We start from the raw sequence: 17,328 nt of genomic DNA on the forward strand, positions 1-17,328 counted from the left end.
ATCTTAATACACAGCGAGGGAGGTTGCTTTTATTTGGAACAGATTGATTTGCTTCTAATAGGCATAGGATGCTTATACACCCCCGAAGGTAACGGGCCCAGATATGGGGATGAGATGGGACAGATTCGGGAAATTAAGGATGCAGCTGTCGCCATAAATAAAGGAAAGATCGTATTGGTAGGACATAAGGATGAAGTGATGGCTGCCTTGGAAGGAGCAGCTATTCGCGAGACGATTGATGTCGGAGGCCGCATCGTGACGCCTGGGTTAGTCGATCCGCATACGCATCTCGTTCATGGCGGCTCCCGTGAGCACGAGTTAGCGATGAAGCGTTCAGGAGTACCCTACCTTGATATTCTGGCGAAGGGCGGCGGAATTCTAAGCACGGTCAAATCGACTCGGCAATGGAGCGAGCAAGAGCTATACGACAAGGCTTATCGAAGCCTAAATGAAATGCTGCTCCAAGGGGTGACGACGATAGAGGCGAAGAGCGGCTATGGCCTGAACTTGGAGACAGAACTGAAGCAGTTGCGTGTCTCGCGTCGACTTCATGATACGCATCCGGTGGACATCGCCTCTACCTTTATGGGTGCACACGCTGTACCCGAAGAGTATAAAGGACGGACTGAGGAATTCGTGGCCGTGATTATTGAGAAAATGCTTCCGGCCGTTGCAGCAGAAGGGTTAGCGGAATTTTGCGACATCTTCTGCGAAGAAGGCGTATTTGACGTGGAGCAATCCCGCGTTATCTTGATGGAGGGCAGACACCATGGACTTATTCCGAAACTCCATGCAGATGAAATTGTTGCACTAGGCGGCTCTGAACTGGCGCAAGAGGTGGGAGCGATCTCAGCTGAGCATCTGGTAATGACAACTGATCAAGGATTAGCTAGTCTGGCCGCAGGGAAGGTAGTTCCGGTTCTGCTTCCGGGAACGACCTTCAACCTTGGTCTATCCCAGCATGCCCGTGCCCGCGATATGATCGACAAGTTCCAGCTGCCTGTCGCTCTCTCGACCGACTACAATCCGGGATCATGCCCGACGGAATCGATCCAACTCATCATCATGCTGGCATCCTTGAATCTGAAAATGCAGCCTGAAGAGATTTTGACAGCATGCACGTTGAATGCAGCTGCTGCGATCGGACGCGCAGCAGACATCGGCTCTATCGAAGTCGGCAAGCGGGCGGACTTGACCATTTTTGATGCGCCTAACCTAGCTTACTTGCCATATCATTTCGGCATTAATCATACATTCGGTGTAATCAAGAACGGAACGCAGGTCGTGTGGAATCGTACCCTGAAGACGCAAGTAGTGTAATTAGGAGGTGTGCGATGAATACTTGCATTCCTCATCTGCGTGTAGCGGAAGAAGCTGCCTTCCGTGATTAACCGGAAATGAAGGCAGCCTATTCGGGGCGCGGTATGGTGAAGCGACCGTAATACTATAATTGCCGACCTTCCATATCTACAAATCATCTAAAAAATCGTCTACAAGATGGATGCTGCCTGACGCAAAAGCGGGGCAGTGTCTTTTTTAATTCCATTTCGCTCCCTGACATGAAGTTGAATGGAATATAAGAAAGGAGCATCATTATTTGCGAGATCACGCAAAAATATTTGCGTCGTTGCATGCAAATCATGCGCTACATACAGATTCGCCAATCTATGGCTTCATGATATTTTTAAAAACCATTGAAGTTCAATAGATTGGAGTGAATACAGATGACGGTATTTTATCAGAGGCTGAAAAATTTCTTTAATTTACAGGATCCAGACTATGTTGATTTTCTGCGAAAGTATGAAGCAAGAGGGAAGAAGCAAATTACATTCTATTTAATGCTTGCTCTCATTCCAGGGGTACTGACTTATATTCTTATCTATTTTTTCCGTGAGCCGTTTATGGATTTGACGGGTTTATCTAGTCACAACACGCAGTTTTTCATCTTGGCTATTATGGCATCGGTCTGGCATGTATTTTTTCCATTTGCAATGTTACGATATGCTGATAAGCTCTCCTTTAAAGAATCCCTTCGATATTTAGGCTTTACAAGACTGGATATAAAAGGGCTTATTATTGTGTTTCCAGTAATTGTGATTCTGTTTACGTTGATCTCCCTTCCCTATATGAGGTTTATTTTTCCGCCTTTGCATGAATATTTAAATAGCCTCCCGTATTTCCACATGGGAGAGTGGCATATTTGGCAGCAAGGTTATTATGATTTTCCGTGGTACTTGTTGGTGATTGGGGTGTTCGGAAATTTTGTGGGAGAAGAAATCTATTTTCGTGGTTACTTGCTCAGAAAAGTGGGCTCGCTTAAGTTTGATTGGTTAATTATTGCAGTGTTATTTCAAATTTATCATATGTGGCAAGCACCGCAGAACTGGGCGTTCATTCCTCTATCCATATTTATTCCCGAAGAGATATTAGTCAAACTCCGGAAAAATATTTATGGTGCCATTTTGCTTCATCTTTTTGTGAATACGATTTGGGGTATCATTACTTTTAAACTAGTTGGAGTGTAAAATGAGTAAAGAATCTATGCTACACGACTAATATTACTAATATTAAATGTCAACCAAGGTGAATGTAATGAAAAATGTAAGGGGCAAACATCAGTATTTCGTATATCTATCTTTGTTTCTTTTTTATTCGCTGCATTCTATATTCATTGGCAGTCTTTTGAATACCCATATATAGGCGTTAAATTGGAGAATAAGAATGAAAAATGGTTCGTGACAGGGATTGATCCTGGCGGGAAAGCAGAAGAAATAGGAATCGAACCAGGCGGCGAGCTCATAGCCTTGGATGGAAAGAGATTAATCGATTGGCCACACAGCAAGATTATCGATATGAAACAAGTGAAGACGTATACGTTCCTCCATCACGGCACAGAAATACAAGGCAAGGCGGATCAGCGGGATTTTTTTAAACAGATCTTTGCGATTGGAGTTGAATTGATACTCGTCGGAATCGGAAGCTTTACTTACTTCAGGAAGCCTGAATCACATCTGATACGCGATTTTTTCAAAATGAATATTGTGTTGGCGTTCATCATTTTGACGATTTATGCGACTGAATTGATCATAGCGAATGTAATCTTGGCCGCATGCTCGATCTGGATTCCTTACATGATGCTCGACATGTTCCTTCAATTGATTTTTACAAAGGTAAGACCTGTGGTGCAAAGTTTATTTACCTGCGCTAAAGCTGTGCTCGTTGTTTTTACCCTCTATGCCTCATTCACCATCACGATTGGCAGAATTCCCGATTGGATCAGGGATATTACACTTATTCAATTTATGATTGTTATTGGGATTATATTAGTTTTGGGGAGACTTCATTGGAGTCGTTTTGATCGAATAAGAAAGAACTATTTGTTGATCCTTGTCACTGGAATTTCTCTCAGCTTTCTCCCCTTTTTATTTTTATATGCGATCCCGAATGTAGTGGGATTACGGTACATGTTAGCACCAGAATATGCGATGATTGGGCTTATCCCTTTCTCCTCCACGATTATGTACATTTTGATTAAACAGAGAATGGTTGATATGCAACTTTATATTTCCCGGCTATCTATCCATACGTTGTTTGTTGCCGGACTGTTCTTTGTTTATTTATGCTCGATTTCATTTAAGTGGTCACCTATGATTTATATTTTTTTCTTATTCGCCTATACAGGAAGTTATCAGTGGGCTTTGAAATGGGCTAACGACAAAGTGAACGGTAGAAAGCTATGGCTAGAGAAGGAGAAACTTAAACTCTCGATTCAACTTACGGAGAAGAAGAATAACCGTGATTTAATGATGATGCTGGTGGAGATGATCCAAGAAGTAATCGACGTAGAAGGCATCTGTGTCATATGGAGAGACGGCGTTCAACAACATGCCTATTGCGTAGGTGTATTCGAAGAGCTGGAAGAACAGTTAATCATGGAGGATTGTAGCGAGCTGGATTTAAGGCAAAAATATCATTTTAGTGAAGTGTTACGTGTCGGGGAGAAGGATTATTTATGCCTTGGGCATAAGAGCAATGATACGTTTTTCTCGGCAGAGGAACTTCAGTTTTTAGAAAAAATACATATGGAAGTGTTTCGGCTGTTAAGGAATGCCCAATTACTCTCCAACATGCAAAAAAACTATCTATCGGCAAAAGTTCAAGATGGTGATGATACCAAAGAGGCAGCCAATCCTAACAACAAGATGAATTATGTAATATTGGAGGCACAGGAATCCGAGCGAATACAGACCTCTTATTTTTTACATGATCAAATCTTGCAAAACCTCATTTTTCTTTCCCGTGATTTAGAAGAGCTGTATGATTCCAAAGTGATCAATAAACAGAAAGTGAAGCTCTGGCTTCATTGTATCTATGACTCACAGAGTGAGATTCGCCTGTTATGTGACCGCCTTCATTTCGCATATTGTTGATAAAACCGATTTAAAGGACGCTGTGCAATGGCTGATTCGTTCAACGAAGGAGAGAGCGGAGCTTGAAATCGAATTTCAATACAAGCTTTTGCCCGATCTGGTGCTGCAACCGTTAGTGAAAACCAATATTTTTAGAATCATCCGGGAATTGCTTACGAACGCAGTCAAACATGCCAATGCTTCAAAGGTAGTCCTAGCGATTTGGAATACTGGGCGTGTACTTCAATGTAGGGTGCAGGATAATGGAGCAGGATTTGACGTCGCGGAACTGGGCCGACATAACTCTGATCAACGTCACTTTGGTCTTGTATCCATTCATCATCAGGTCACTTATTTGGGCGGTGTAATGAATATTCATTCTTCAATAGGGACAGGCGTAGATGTTCATATTTGTGTGCCAGTAATGGAGGATCATTGCCATGTTGGATAAAATTAAAGTGATGCTGCTGGATGACCATCCTTTAGTCATGGAAGGATTGAAAAACCGAATAAACGAAGAGAATGATATTCATGTAATCGGAACTTTCACGGATCCACGCGAGGGTGTTCAAGAGCTGGATCATGTAAAGCCAGATGTATTCGTTATGGATATTTCAATGCCGCATATGGATGGCTTCGAAGTGGCAAAGCTATGCAAAGAGAAATTCGGGCTAGCTATGAAAATTATTATGTTGTCCGGCTACACTTATGAGGAGTTCTACCAAAAAGCGTATGATATTGGAGTCCATGCTTATTTATCCAAACAGGCCACTTACCAGGAAATCATTAATGCGATTAGGCAAAGTGTATTAGGCCATATCCTAATACCGGAGAAAGTTCTAAGCGGTCTAAAGCAAGATCAATTGTCCGCTATGGAGAGGGAAGTGCTTAAACTAATTGCTCAAGAAAAGAGCAATCAAGAGATCGCTGTTATTCTAACGATGAGCAAGCGAACCGTTGAATATCACATTGCATCTATTATTGATAAGCTTGGAGTTAAGACGCGCATTGGTGCTGTTGTAAAGGGCTACGAATCCGGTTTGCTAATAAATCAAACCAAGTAGAATGGCGGATAAGGTTCTGATCCATTTGGCATCCCCTGTAATCCCCATGAGCGCGAGGGAAATTATATAGAAGGCAAAATCTCTACGAGAACTATCCAGCCTTATCAAAAGAAAGTCCCCCTCAATGAGGGGGATTTTCATACTTTCATATCAACATGATGTGAGCCGTCTATTAGCCTGCGGCCCATACATCCAATTCAATTTTCAATTCAGGAAGACCTAATCCAGCAACATAGGCAATCGTCATGGAAGGAGAGGGAGCGCCGAATACGTGATTCCACTCCGCATCGAAATGATCCCAGTCAATTTCTTCCGTCGCCCAAATATTCACTTTCACGACATGATCAGGCGTTAGCTTCTGAGAAGCAAGGAGGGCAACAATGTTGCTCATCGTGTTCGTTACTTGTTCGTTGAAGTCAGTGGGAATGTGATTGTTTGGATCGATTCCAATTTGACCAGAAAAAACATACAGCTCCGCATCTCTGCTAATTTTGGTTACATGGCTGTAGTGTCCAACCGGCTTGGCAATTGATTCAGGATTATATCTGGAAACGATAGGATTGGTTTGTGTCATTACTAATATCTCCTTTTAAATGGTTTTCGTTCATTTCCTTCAAAATGGACAGACGTATCCCGTCCTTATGAATTCTAGAAGAAAACAGCAGTAGAATACCCGATACCGGAGGACAGACTTCTCAAAGATCTCTTTTTCATCAGGTATTCACTCCTTCCCATTTAAAAGTTAATCAATTGATGTAAAACACCTAAATTATAGCATTAGATCTGTTGAAATACTAGGGAATGTTCACTTGGTTGGATGACAGACTTTCGAATAGCGCCTTCATTCCGAACCATACATGAGCTTGAACTGGCAATCATGATCGTATGCCTATGTATCAAGATAGCAACCATTGAGAAGTTGAACAATTGACTGCCACGACCGACATACAATAGAACGAAGAAGATGATGAACAAATAGATATAGAATCGGCACACGGAGCTCTTTCTCCGTGTGTTTTTTGTCTGGCGTAAGTGCTGCCGTACAAAGAGTACGGTTAAATTGCAACCAGTTATCATCCGAATTCGACCGTCTATCGCGATTTCATTTACAGGGGAGGAGATTCTTCCTATAGTTAGAACCGAGAGAAGGGGATGAGATGACGTGAAATTCGAAGTATCGATTGATCCATCGTGTACAGAGCCGAAAATCATCATCCTAACCGATAAAATGACGGATGAAATATCAGAAATCATGAAGCGGCTGTCAGAGACTTATATGGATGCCTTGCCTGTATTTTCAGATCGCGGCGTTGAAATCGTCGATTGCAAACATATTATCCGAATTTACGCGGAGAAACAGAAGGTGTTTCTTCAAACGAAGGCCGGTATCTATACTGTTCGTTCTAGGCTGTATGAATTAGAAGAGAAGCTCGATAGCCAGTGCTTCGTCCGCATTTCGAATTCCGAGATTGTGAACATCAAGATGATTCGGAACATGGATATAAGCATGACGGGAACGATTGGCGTGTCGCTCGCTGGAAATGTGAAAACCTATGCTTCTCGGCGTTATGTTGCAAAAATCAAGAAACTGTTCGGTATATGAGGTGAATCATCGTGAAAACTCTATTTAATCGCATTGCCGGTGGCTTCATTATCGGCGTAATCATTGGACAAATCGTACAGATCATTATTTCGTTCTCCGTAGGTCAGGGAGAATATATGCCGGTTGTCGAACAATTTCGATCTTATTTCCATAATGGAACGATAGCCGTTATCGTGCAGAATCTGCTGACCGGATTCATAGGGATCACCTTCGCAACTAGCTCACTCGTGTTCGATGTTGCGAAGTGGGGATTATTGAAGCAATATTTCATTCATTTCTGCATCACGGCAGCTGTATGGATTCCGATTGTTATGCTGCTGTGGATGCCGCAGACGTCTCGTAATGTGCTTGTGTTCCTGCTTAGCTTTCTAGGTACCTATATCATTACCTGGGCAACACAATACGTCATATCGAAAAATGACATCAAACAGATTAATGCCGCAATTCAGTTGAAGCGATTCAAAGAGGGAGGCGAGGAATAAATGAGCATTGTAGTCAAGAATCTATCCAAAACATATGCAGGGCGCAATGCTGTCGATCATCTATCGCTGACGATCGAACAGGGAGAATTCTTTGCACTGCTTGGTCAAAATGGTGCCGGAAAGACGACCACGATTAAAATGCTGAGCTGCCTGCTTCCCCCTACGAGCGGCAATGCATGGATGGCAGGCAATAGTATTGTCACCAATCCGATGGCAGTAAAGCAGAACATAAACCTCTCGCCGCAGGAAACGGCAGTCGCCCCGAATCTTACAGTGAGGGAGAATCTGGAATTCATTGCGAGCATTTATGGATATAACCAGCGCGAGGCCAAGCATAAATCGGTGGATCTGATGGATAGGTTCGGGCTTACAGAGCGGGCGGGAAGCAAAGCCAAGACATTATCAGGCGGGCTTCAGCGTCGGTTAAGCATCGCGATGGCACTTATTTCAGATCCGAAAATTATCTTCTTGGATGAGCCGACGTTAGGGCTGGATATTCGAGCTAGACGTGATCTATGGGAGATCTTACTTGAGTTGAAAGGCAAGATCACGATTATCGTAACGACGCACTATTTAGAAGAAGTAGAGGCGCTTGCGGATCGAGTCGGTATTATGCATGGCGGTATATTACATGCGCTCGGAACAGTTGAGGAGCTAAAAGTAAAAACCGGAAAATCTTCGCTAGAAGAAATATTCCTCGCATTGACGGAATAGGAGGCCTGATTATGAAATACTTCGCATTTGCTTCACGCAATCGTAAGGAGGTTTTACGAGATCCATTGACCCTTCTCTTTGGAATGGGGCTTCCGGTAATCATGATCTTTCTTTTTTCACTCATGCAGAAGAACATGCCCGTTGCTCTATTTCAAATCGAGAATATAACGCCAGGTGTGATCGTTTTTAGCTTTTCATTCATTACGTTATTCTCAGGAATGCTGGTCGGGAAGGATAGAAGCAGCTCATTTCTACTGCGGATCTTCGCTTCACCCATGTCGGCATCCGATTATATCATTGGATATGCACTTCCTCTATTGCCTATTGCTACTTTGCAAATTGTTGTGTGCTTGATTACAGCCTTTTCTTAGGACTTTCAATCAATTTGCATGTGCTGGTAGCTATTATTCTGCTCTTGATGATGGCGCTGCTGTATATTGGGTTTGGACTGCTGCTGGGTACATATTTCACTGATAAGCAAGTTGGAGGGATTTTCGCAATCTTCGTCAACCTATCCGCATGGCTTAGCGGAACATGGTTTGCACTGGATATGATCGGTGGTGCATTCCAGTCGATCGCCTATGTATTGCCGTTCGCTCATGCGGTAGATGCTGCACGATATGCGTTGGCGGGCGAATACAGCAAGGCAGTTGTTCCTTTTATTTGGGTTGCAGGCTATTCGGTCTTCATTTTTGCTATCGCGGTGGTAAGCTTTAAGAAGAAAATGAAGGGACAATGACTTCATTCATGGGTTGAAAATGGTAAGGAGATGCTGCTAGGCAGACAAAATCCCCTCGCTAGGATGTATATTCGCCGTGTCCCAACTGGATTTGTGTCATATGGTGATGAATAGGGAGGGGGGGAACAACAATGGAAGCCTATCATAATTGCTTGTACTGTATGAACAAAAAAGTTCGTATCCTGACAATGGATCGCAAAGAATACCGAGGGACGGTTGTTAAGGTAGATCATCAAAATGTCTATTTGCGTCCCGAAGCGAATTATGGAGCCGTAAGAACGTCAGGTTTCTTTCCTTTCGTTAATAACGATATCATAACCTTAAGCTTATTCACATTACTCGCTATTGCATTGATATAACTTGATGGACCCGGAGCTTGGCATTTGCCGGTCGATTTCGTCTCATGACGAGCTTCGGGCTTACATATTCTTTGCTTTGTTTGAGTTTACTCATTTCATAAAAGAAGTAAATTTATTCAGTGAATCATGTCATGTCGCTACCCTAGTGGGCAGCATGTTTGAATCGTAAAATGATAGATAGAACGACACCCCAGATTCCTTGCGTTTCAAACTATTTTAGGAGGGTATTAATTTATGAAAAAAAAGATTGCCGCAGGTATTTTGGCACTTGCGATGGTAGCAGGCATGTCAACATCAGCGTTTGCAGCAAATTCTTATTATGTCTATGAGCATGAAAAAAAAGGAGAAAGCTTAAATGATACATTTGCAGATGCTCAGACGTTCCACTTGACAGATAATGTTATTATTAATGGCAGCATTTTGAAGGGGGATCAAGACTTTTATCGATTTGCTGCACCTGAAACAGGGGATTTTCAGTTTGATTTTGGCGCTGTAAACCGTATTCTTCCTGCAGGGGAGGCAGTTGTTACTCTTTATGACGAAGATAAAAATAAAATAAGAAGCAAAAAGGTGAATTCAAGAAACGAATTGAAATTTACTGAGAAAGTGGTCAAAGGTAATAAGTATTATCTGAAAGTCGAGAGCACTCACAGCAAATCTTATGAGTATTTAATATATATTGATAAACAAAACTAATCGCAACATCAAAAATGTCGACTCGTTATCCCGATGAATGATTTATTCATCGGGATTTTTCTTTGTGGTGTAGAAAGAAATCCTCGAAATGATGATTTTACTATTCATGATGTATTCCACTCAGAGGCTGCCGCGTCTATTCAGGAAACGCTTACGGTAATGACCAAAGGCTGCAGCATTATATTATGCTTAAAAGAATCATTCCCTACTATTTTTTATGCGCCCTTCTAATTATACTTACATGTGTATATGGTAGAACGTTGTATGGCTGATTAACACATTGTTTAGGGGGAGCAGTATTGAAATCACCGCTTATGTCTTATGCGACTTTATTTCTCGGGGTGTTGGCATTATCGACTTCAGCTATCTTCGTGAAGTTAGCAGATGCGCCTGCTGGCATTACGGCGTTTTATCGGATGTTTTTTGCAGCGGTTATGCTGCTGCCGTTTCTTCTCGCGGACAAAGAGAGCATGCGAGAAATACGTTCATTGTCGAAGAAGCAATGGGGGTATGGACTGCTGTCAGGCTTATTTCTAGCCACGCACTATGTGCTCTGGTTTGAGTCATTGAATTACACGTCAGTCGCAAGCTCAACGGTGATCGTGACCTTGCAGCCGCTCTTTTCCATGGCGGGAGGCTACTTTTTGTTTAAAGAACGCTTCCGTATGGGGGCCATACTCGGTTGTATCGTAGCGATTGCAGGAAGCTTCGTCATCGGGTGGCAGGACTTCCAGATTAGCGGGCAGGCGCTGTTCGGCGATATTCTTGCCTTTATTGCGGCAGGAGTCATTACGGCTTACTTCTTTGTTGGCCAGCATGTTCGCAAACAGTTGTCACTCATTCCTTATTCCATCATTGGCTATGCAAGCAGTGCGCTCTTGTTAAGTCTCTTTTCCTTAGTTCAGAAAGCTTCCTTCTTCGACTATTCCACGAACACCTGGTGGTCCTTTATCGGACTCGCCTTCATTGCAACGATTTTAGGTCAGACGTTATTCAATTGGCTGCTGAAATGGCTCAGTACGTCAGTCATTTCCATGAGTATACTCGGAGAGACGGTCGGGACGTGCATCCTTGCTTATTTCATTTTGGATGAGGTTATCACGGTACAGCAAGGCATTGGCATTGCACTCATTTTAATTGGACTTGCTATGTTCTTGTTGCAGCAACGAAAGGTAAACGAGCAGCAGACAAATCGCAAGGATATCGGGGCATAGATCGAAAAGAGTATGAATGATCTATTGTAAATGCTGTAGGGACAAATAAACTGCATCTCCCATGTTAGATAATGTCTAACAAAGGGATGCAGTTTTTTTATAGTGGTACTATTTCAGACTATGATGCATGGCTAAAGTTTGATTTATCTAGGAATATACTACCTAATTTTAGCGGTAGTCGACAACTACAAATAAAGCTCCCTTACCTGCCATCATGGGGGTAAGGGAGCAAAGGAATGCTTGAAATCGTCTACTCATCTCCAGTTCCTGGTAACGATTGACCTGCTTCGAGCAATAGCTTGCTGGCATCTTCTTTGGACAGATTCGCAGTGTCGTATTTTTTGCCTGTCATGTTTTCTAGTTGCCGTACTGCGGCAAGCTGGGTGTATGTGATAGGCTGGTCACGAATGAGCCGTTCGATATTGCCGAAAGCAATTTTGTTGATTAACTCTGGATCATCTAATGCGTCAAGCAGCATGTACATGGCTTGAATTGCGTTTTCTTCGCTCGAGAGGCCGTAACCTGAATCCGTGCTTAGCAAAAAGCGATCCGGAAACTCCTTGATGATAGGAACGAAATCCTCCAGCTTATAGGCACTGGACGGGTTAAATGCCGTAAAGCCTGCGAAAAAATCTGCATAGACATTCGGATGTTCTCTTAGCAGCGAGCGTATATTTTCGGGAGAATTGTAGGCATTTGCATGTCCAAAGATAAATATAGTGTCAGGGTATTTCTTGGCCGCTTCCTCCAGTTTCAGCATAGGGATGCCTTCGGGAGGATCAATATGCATCAATATAGGAGCCTTGTATTCGGCGCATAATGCATAGAGGTCAGGCAAAATACCATCCATCGGATGCTCTGTCTTCCATATGGAATGTGCGAGTACTTCTGAGTAGGAAGATGCGATTGCAAGTTCTCCTAATCCGAAAAAGCCCTGCTCCAGATAATCTTTTGCCGCCTTCAAGCCAGATGGTTCTAATAAATGAATGCCTGAGGCGAAAGGGATGAACCGTTCAGGATGCTGCTGATAAGCCTTCCATGCGATTTTATCTGTTCCGACAGCACCTGGTTCGGATACATTTCCAAATAGGACAATACGATCCACGCCGTATTTATTCCACATCATATCTAGTTTCCAATCGTATGCCCGATTTGACGCGCTATGATTGTGAGCATCTACTAGTTTTATATCCTTATATTGTTGCGCCCAATCTACTAATGTCTTGGTCGGTGGTACAGAAGCTGCTTCTTTTATATCGTCTTGAGGGGCACTTGAAGTGGCGGCTGGTTCTTCTTGTTGTGTAGACCCATACATGAATAAAGCTGCTAAGATCAGAACGAGTATTGCAATAAGGAATGCCGTGCGAATTTTACTTTGCTTGGTCATGTTGATCCTCCCTGTACGTTGATCTCTTATCTACTAGTTGATAGCTCTCTTTTGTAGAACAGTGCCTATGAGGAAGTTGCTTTTTTATTGCTAACTATATTGGATCATGTACTTGCATAGAGCCTAGCAACCCTGTTTCACAGCCTCAGACACATTGGAAGAGTTGGATGGCGACTCACTTGAATCCAGGATAACATTTTGTACTATTTATTCGGTATTCAGCTTATCACATTTAGCAGGAAGAGGAAGATGTTCCAATCGGTTTGTGCCGAAGGGGAGACGCGCATATATATTGCTATCGGGCAATCACGGCATGGAAGGGATTGCATACGAGAGAGTCCAGTTGACTTTGACAGGGTAGGGAAATATCTTAAGAATATAACAGATCAATAAGGACGGACGCGGTTTCTATAATGAAAGGTGGTATGTTTATGCGAATCAAATGGTTCGGGCAATCGGCTTTTTTATTGACTTCGCAGGCAGGAACAAGGATCTTGATTGATCCATACGGACGTCTGCTTGGTTATCGAATGCCTGAGGTAGAAGCGGATATTGTTCTGGTTACGCATGAACATCGCGATCATAATCAGATTCAGGTAGCGGTTGGCGATTACTTGCTTGTGAATGAGCCGAAGGAATACAACTATGGTGACGGTGAGGTGCTGATCAGCGGCTTTAAGACCTTTCATGATAAAGTGAACGGTGCGAAAAAGGGTGATAATATTGTTTTCCGCATCCAAGTCGATGGCCTGACTATCTGTCATTGTGGGGATCTGGGTCATCTATTGTCTGAAGAGCAAAGCCAAGCAATCGGCAAGGTAGACATTCTTATGGCTCCGGTAGGCGGAAGAATGACCATTAACGGAGATGAAGCGGCTCAACTGATGCATCAATTGCGGGCAACGATAACCATTCCGATGCATTACCGTACGAAGGCGCTCCGTCCGCTAGGATTTCTGATTTTTGATAAGGTAGATAAATTTCTCGCAGCATCCGGTCAGCAGGTTAGAAGCTATAAAGAGCTGGATATTACACAAGACAGTTTGTCTCAAGCCGCGGGCGTAGCCATCATGCAATATTGAGGGCAGTGGAGTATGAACGAACTTGACGGTAATGTAGAAATGACACCATTATCATTTTTCTAGAAAGTACCAAGCACATCCGTTATAATCGTCTCAGATTATTAGCACATCGGAGGTGCTCTACTTGCTAGAGGAAAACCGAGATCACTCTCATGTACGTAAGAATATACATTGGGCCGACCTGCGGGCGGATTGCGAGAATTGCTTGCAAATTCGAAGGAGAGACGGAAGAATTACCGCGGAGCCGATCTCATGGGTGCGAAATTAAAAGCAGCTGATCTCAGAGGGGCAGATTTAAGAGGAGCCTATCTGATCGCGGCTGACTTGCAGCATGCGAATTTGCGCGCAGCCGACCTCATCGGAGCGGACTTGCGCGATGCAGATATTCGCGGCGCGGATTTGAGAGACAGTATTTTTCTGACTCAGGTACAGATTAACGCAGCGAAGGGAGATTCGCATACTCAACTGCCGGGAAGGCTGTCTCGACCGGCCCATTGGACAGCATAGCCAGCAGAAGGCAGGCTGGAGAAAGAAAATTATGGTTGTGGAATATATGAATCTTCCGTATTATGGTGTATAGTGCTTCTTTTGATGATACGGAGGGTATTGGTTTGTTACTTTACTATTGATATTGTCGATCTACCTCAGAACAATTACATGAGGAGATGATCGAATATGATATACAAGCACTCAGTCGACGGGATTACAGATGAAATGCTGGAAGGCTTTTTTGTAGATTGGCCGAATCCGCCAAGCCCGGAAACTCACCTGCGGTTATTGAAGAACAGCAGCAAAGTGGTTCTGGCGATGGATGAACAAACGGGTCAGGTCGTAGGATTTATCACGGCGATAAGTGACGGTGTACTGTCTGCCTATATTCCACTGCTTGAAGTGCTGCCAGCATATAAAGGCAAGGGGATCGGCAAAGAATTAGTCAGTCAAATGATGAAAGCGTTGGATGACATCTATATGATTGATTTATGCTGCGACGATGACCTGGTTCCCTATTATGAACATTTCGGCATGATGAAGGCGAACGGAATGATATTCCGAAATTATCGCATGCAAGCTGGGAAGCAGAAGGAAATAGAGGCGAGGTAAATAAAAACGCTAACGCTTGGGCAGATGCCCAAGCGTTTTTTGCATAAGAAGGTCGACCAGCGCCTTAGAACTGAACTGAAAAGCCACGGAATTGGTGAACGCCAGTTCCGAAGCGGACAAGATCCTTCTCAAGCAGCTCTGCAGCCGCTTCTTTCAACGCACCTAATAATTCGGGCTCCAGCCCAAGCCGATTATGGGAGCCGAATACTTGTACAATACCCTCAATCCCCGAAATTTTCTGCCAGGAGGCCACAAGGTCTTCTGGACTCGTCGTAGGATAGAATGCATAGATTGGTGTTTCATCGTACAGCAGATCGCCAGTAAATAAGTAGCCTCTGCTTGTATCGTGCACGGCGATATGTCCGGGGGAATGGCCGGGCGTATGATAAACGAAGAGTTTACGATTCCCTAAATCGATGGTATCTCCATCTTGCAGCAGACCAGTTGGCTTGCCTTGATAGGGAGTATAGGCAACAGGATCGAAGGTAGGCGGTAAGGGTCTCGTAATATCACGCGACACATCTTTGCGAATCTGCTCAATCGGCAATCCCTTAATGCCATTAATGAGCCAATCTTCTTCCAGTTCGTGGACGTAAATCCGCTCGAGCTTGCCATGGCTGCCAATATGATCCCAGTGAACATGGGTGGTAAGCACCGTGATGGGCAGACTAGTTAGTTGTCTAGTCATTCGCGTAATATCATCGATACCAAGGCCTGTGTCGATGAGAGCGGCTCGTTCACTGCCGATGAGCAGATAAGAATGAACTCTCTCCCAATGGCCGTATTCGCTAATTGCAAACGTGGAGTCGTCAAGCTTCGAGACGGTGAACCAGGGATCGTCTATAACAATAGGATATTTTGTTGCGTGCTGCTCACGATTAGCTGTGTTAGATTGCATGCGGTATCCCTCCAGGAAGTGAAGAATGTAATCATTGAATGGCAATATCTTCGCTGTCATCTTGAAAGGCGATTAAGGACAAATAGTAGCTTTTCTGTTCTTGCGTTTCTTCTGTTTGCTTAGCATGTTGTTTACGCTCATCCTGCTTGCAATTTTGATCCTTATTTCCTTCATTTATCCCATTATTCTGATTTTTCTCTTGCTTCACACTCTTCTCATGCTCGTCATACTTCTCATGCTTCGTAAAATGCTTATCCAGCAGCAGTTTGAACTCCTCAACGAAGTTGTGGAAATTCTTCTCGGATGCCTGCAGCTGATAGGTGGCGGCAATGTTTTTGCGCTGATCCAGATTGCTGCTGTCCAAGGCGAACGATTCCGCTGGTGCGCGTTCAACTTTAGTCCGAGTGACCTCGACGGTCTCCATGAACACTTGTCGCGACGTCTCGATCAGATCCATGCTCGGAAGAAGATGATCTTCGGGGATGAAGCGGCTTGCAACGGCTCGATAATACTTCTGAACGATGCCGTTTTTTTCTTCTTTGCGTACAACATGGATCACTTGATGCTTCTCTAGTTCCTTCAAATGAAAGTAAATATTATTCCGCGTAATACCCAGCATTTCGGCAAGCTGCTGCCCGGTATACTCTTGCTTGACAAGGTTCATAAGTATCTTCGTCCGGAGCGGATCGGCAATTGCTTTTAGCTGCTCATGAGTCTGAATTTTATATACGCTAGTCACAGTCATCGAAACACCTCACTACAATTTACCGGTAAAATATAATTTACTGTTTGGTGTGTTTATATTAACACGAGTTACACAATTGGACAATCGTTCCATTTTGGATATGAGAAACTATGATTCAGGCATAGAGAAATAGAGGAATTGAGACACATGGTGCGTAACTAGGATCAGCTCTAAAGCAAAATACTTCTACGCATCGTACATCAGTAGGCGGCAAGACATACATACAATAGCGATTTGTTTACCTAAACAGCGTGAACGCGGATGCTGATGCAATAGTCCGCCTCTACGCTGTTTTTTACTTTTTTGATACACTTGGGACATATGTCCTTCCCCGGAGGCATGGGTCTGATTTTAAATAATAAGGAAATCGAAATCCGAGTTTAGGGGAGCGGGAAAAATGGCAGGAATCCTATTTGCATGGTTAGGCGGAGCGTTCATTACGCTGCAAGGCGTGGCGAACTCCCGAATCAGTCAAGATATTGGCACGTGGCAAGCAGCAACGATTACCCAGTTTACCGGATTCGTATTGGCCTTCGTTCTTCTCCTGCTTGTTCGCGACAGTCAATGGCGAAAGATTAAGCAAGTGAAGCCGCTCTATTTGACGAGTGGAGCCTTGGCGGCCATCATCATTTCCAGCAATATTACGTCCATTCATCACGTCGGTGTTACCTTGACGATCGCTGTTGTGTTGATTGCTCAGCTCAGCGTAACCTTTATCATCGATAGCAAAGGGTGGTTCGGCGTAGCGAAGCAGAAGATGAAGCTGGCACAGTTCATCGGCATTGGGATGATGATCGCTGGAGTAATTATATTGAAGCTGTAAATTTTTGCGGCA

The 17,328-nt window shown here is 43.6% G+C and carries 18 protein-coding genes and 2 pseudogenes; 16 read left to right on the forward strand and 4 right to left on the reverse strand.

Annotated features, from left to right (window positions below; all coding sequences use genetic code 11):
* Positions 1–33: 33 nt before the first annotated feature.
* The 5 genes from hutI to BBG47_RS00285 all read left to right on the forward strand — a co-directional run bounded on the left by hutI (position 34) and on the right by BBG47_RS00285 (position 5,473).
* Positions 34–1,320: an imidazolonepropionase gene (hutI, locus tag BBG47_RS00265; protein ID WP_065290033.1), complete on the forward strand. Its 1,287-nt coding sequence runs from the start codon at positions 34–36 to the stop codon at positions 1,318–1,320.
* A 404-nt stretch (positions 1,321–1,724) separates the two neighbouring features.
* Complete coding sequence (locus BBG47_RS00270; protein ID WP_065290034.1) at positions 1,725–2,525, forward strand: CPBP family intramembrane glutamic endopeptidase; 801 nt, start codon at positions 1,725–1,727, stop codon at positions 2,523–2,525.
* 183 nt (positions 2,526–2,708) lie between these two features.
* A complete protein-coding gene (locus tag BBG47_RS00275) occupies positions 2,709–4,430 on the forward strand; it encodes a PDZ domain-containing protein (protein ID WP_175400456.1) in 1,722 nt (573 codons plus the stop codon).
* A complete protein-coding gene (locus BBG47_RS00280) occupies positions 4,402–4,860 on the forward strand; it encodes a sensor histidine kinase (protein WP_065290036.1) in 459 nt (152 codons plus the stop codon). The genes BBG47_RS00275 and BBG47_RS00280 overlap by 29 nt, the downstream gene beginning before the upstream one ends.
* Positions 4,850–5,473: a response regulator transcription factor gene (locus tag BBG47_RS00285; RefSeq protein WP_065290037.1), complete on the forward strand. Its 624-nt coding sequence runs from the start codon at positions 4,850–4,852 to the stop codon at positions 5,471–5,473. The genes BBG47_RS00280 and BBG47_RS00285 overlap by 11 nt, the downstream gene beginning before the upstream one ends.
* A 172-nt stretch (positions 5,474–5,645) precedes the next feature.
* Here the strand turns inward: BBG47_RS00285 and BBG47_RS00290 are convergent, their stop codons facing one another.
* The gene (locus BBG47_RS00290; protein WP_021254084.1) at positions 5,646–6,047 is read right to left on the reverse strand and encodes a RidA family protein; all 402 of its coding nucleotides are present in this window, start codon (positions 6,045–6,047) and stop codon (positions 5,646–5,648) included.
* Between the two features lie 588 nt (positions 6,048–6,635).
* On the opposite strand from BBG47_RS00290, the gene BBG47_RS00295 reads away from it, so the two are divergent.
* The 7 genes and pseudogenes from BBG47_RS00295 (at position 6,636) to BBG47_RS00325 (ending at position 11,280) form a co-directional block, all read left to right on the forward strand.
* Positions 6,636–7,076, forward strand: coding sequence for a LytTR family DNA-binding domain-containing protein (locus tag BBG47_RS00295; protein ID WP_065290038.1), 441 nt, complete (start codon positions 6,636–6,638; stop codon positions 7,074–7,076).
* An 11-nt stretch (positions 7,077–7,087) separates the two neighbouring features.
* Positions 7,088–7,558 (forward strand): DUF3021 domain-containing protein, encoded by a 471-nt coding sequence (locus tag BBG47_RS00300; protein WP_083189006.1) that lies wholly within the window; start codon positions 7,088–7,090, stop codon positions 7,556–7,558.
* Positions 7,559–8,272 (forward strand): ABC transporter ATP-binding protein, encoded by a 714-nt coding sequence (locus BBG47_RS00305; RefSeq protein WP_065290040.1) that lies wholly within the window; start codon positions 7,559–7,561, stop codon positions 8,270–8,272.
* 11 nt (positions 8,273–8,283) lie between these two features.
* Positions 8,284–9,011, forward strand: a pseudogene (locus BBG47_RS00310) (ABC transporter permease).
* Between the two features lie 131 nt (positions 9,012–9,142).
* Entirely contained in the window at positions 9,143–9,370 is a 228-nt protein-coding gene (locus BBG47_RS30560; RefSeq protein ID WP_065290041.1) for a hypothetical protein, read from the forward strand.
* 234 nt (positions 9,371–9,604) lie between these two features.
* Positions 9,605–10,066 carry a hypothetical protein gene (locus BBG47_RS00320; protein WP_065290042.1) on the forward strand — a complete coding sequence of 154 codons (462 nt, stop codon included), beginning with the start codon at positions 9,605–9,607 and terminating at the stop codon, positions 10,064–10,066.
* A 299-nt stretch (positions 10,067–10,365) separates the two neighbouring features.
* The gene (locus BBG47_RS00325; RefSeq protein WP_065290043.1) at positions 10,366–11,280 is read left to right on the forward strand and encodes a DMT family transporter; all 915 of its coding nucleotides are present in this window, start codon (positions 10,366–10,368) and stop codon (positions 11,278–11,280) included.
* Between the two features lie 250 nt (positions 11,281–11,530).
* On the opposite strand, the gene BBG47_RS00330 is transcribed toward BBG47_RS00325, so the two are convergent.
* Positions 11,531–12,667 (reverse strand): amidohydrolase family protein, encoded by a 1,137-nt coding sequence (locus BBG47_RS00330; RefSeq protein ID WP_065290044.1) that lies wholly within the window; start codon positions 12,665–12,667, stop codon positions 11,531–11,533.
* A gap of 431 nt (positions 12,668–13,098) precedes the next feature.
* Here BBG47_RS00330 and BBG47_RS00335 point away from each other — a divergent pair, with 431 nt between their 5' ends.
* The 3 genes and pseudogenes from BBG47_RS00335 (at position 13,099) to BBG47_RS00345 (ending at position 14,850) form a co-directional block, all read left to right on the forward strand.
* Complete coding sequence (locus BBG47_RS00335) at positions 13,099–13,749, forward strand: MBL fold metallo-hydrolase (protein WP_065290045.1); 651 nt, start codon at positions 13,099–13,101, stop codon at positions 13,747–13,749.
* Between the two features lie 231 nt (positions 13,750–13,980).
* A pseudogene (locus tag BBG47_RS00340) lies at positions 13,981–14,256 on the forward strand (pentapeptide repeat-containing protein); the annotation flags it as partial.
* Positions 14,257–14,424: 168 nt separating this feature from the next.
* Positions 14,425–14,850, forward strand: coding sequence for a GNAT family N-acetyltransferase (locus BBG47_RS00345; RefSeq protein WP_065290047.1), 426 nt, complete (start codon positions 14,425–14,427; stop codon positions 14,848–14,850).
* A gap of 64 nt (positions 14,851–14,914) precedes the next feature.
* Here BBG47_RS00345 and BBG47_RS00350 read toward each other — a convergent pair whose 3' ends face one another.
* On the reverse strand, positions 14,915–15,748 hold the full coding sequence (locus BBG47_RS00350; protein ID WP_065290048.1) for an MBL fold metallo-hydrolase: 834 nt from the start codon (positions 15,746–15,748) through the stop codon (positions 14,915–14,917).
* Between the two features lie 31 nt (positions 15,749–15,779).
* Entirely contained in the window at positions 15,780–16,493 is a 714-nt protein-coding gene (locus BBG47_RS00355; protein ID WP_139070659.1) for a winged helix-turn-helix domain-containing protein, read from the reverse strand.
* Positions 16,494–16,890: 397 nt separating this feature from the next.
* On the opposite strand from BBG47_RS00355, the gene BBG47_RS00360 reads away from it, so the two are divergent.
* Entirely contained in the window at positions 16,891–17,316 is a 426-nt protein-coding gene (locus BBG47_RS00360) for a DMT family transporter (protein WP_065290049.1), read from the forward strand.
* Positions 17,317–17,328 lie beyond the last annotated feature (12 nt).

Origin of the sequence: Paenibacillus sp. KS1 (assembly GCF_001680695.1) — a bacterium.
In the GTDB taxonomy this organism is placed as follows: Bacteria; Bacillota; Bacilli; order Paenibacillales; family Paenibacillaceae; genus Paenibacillus_B; species Paenibacillus_B suaedae.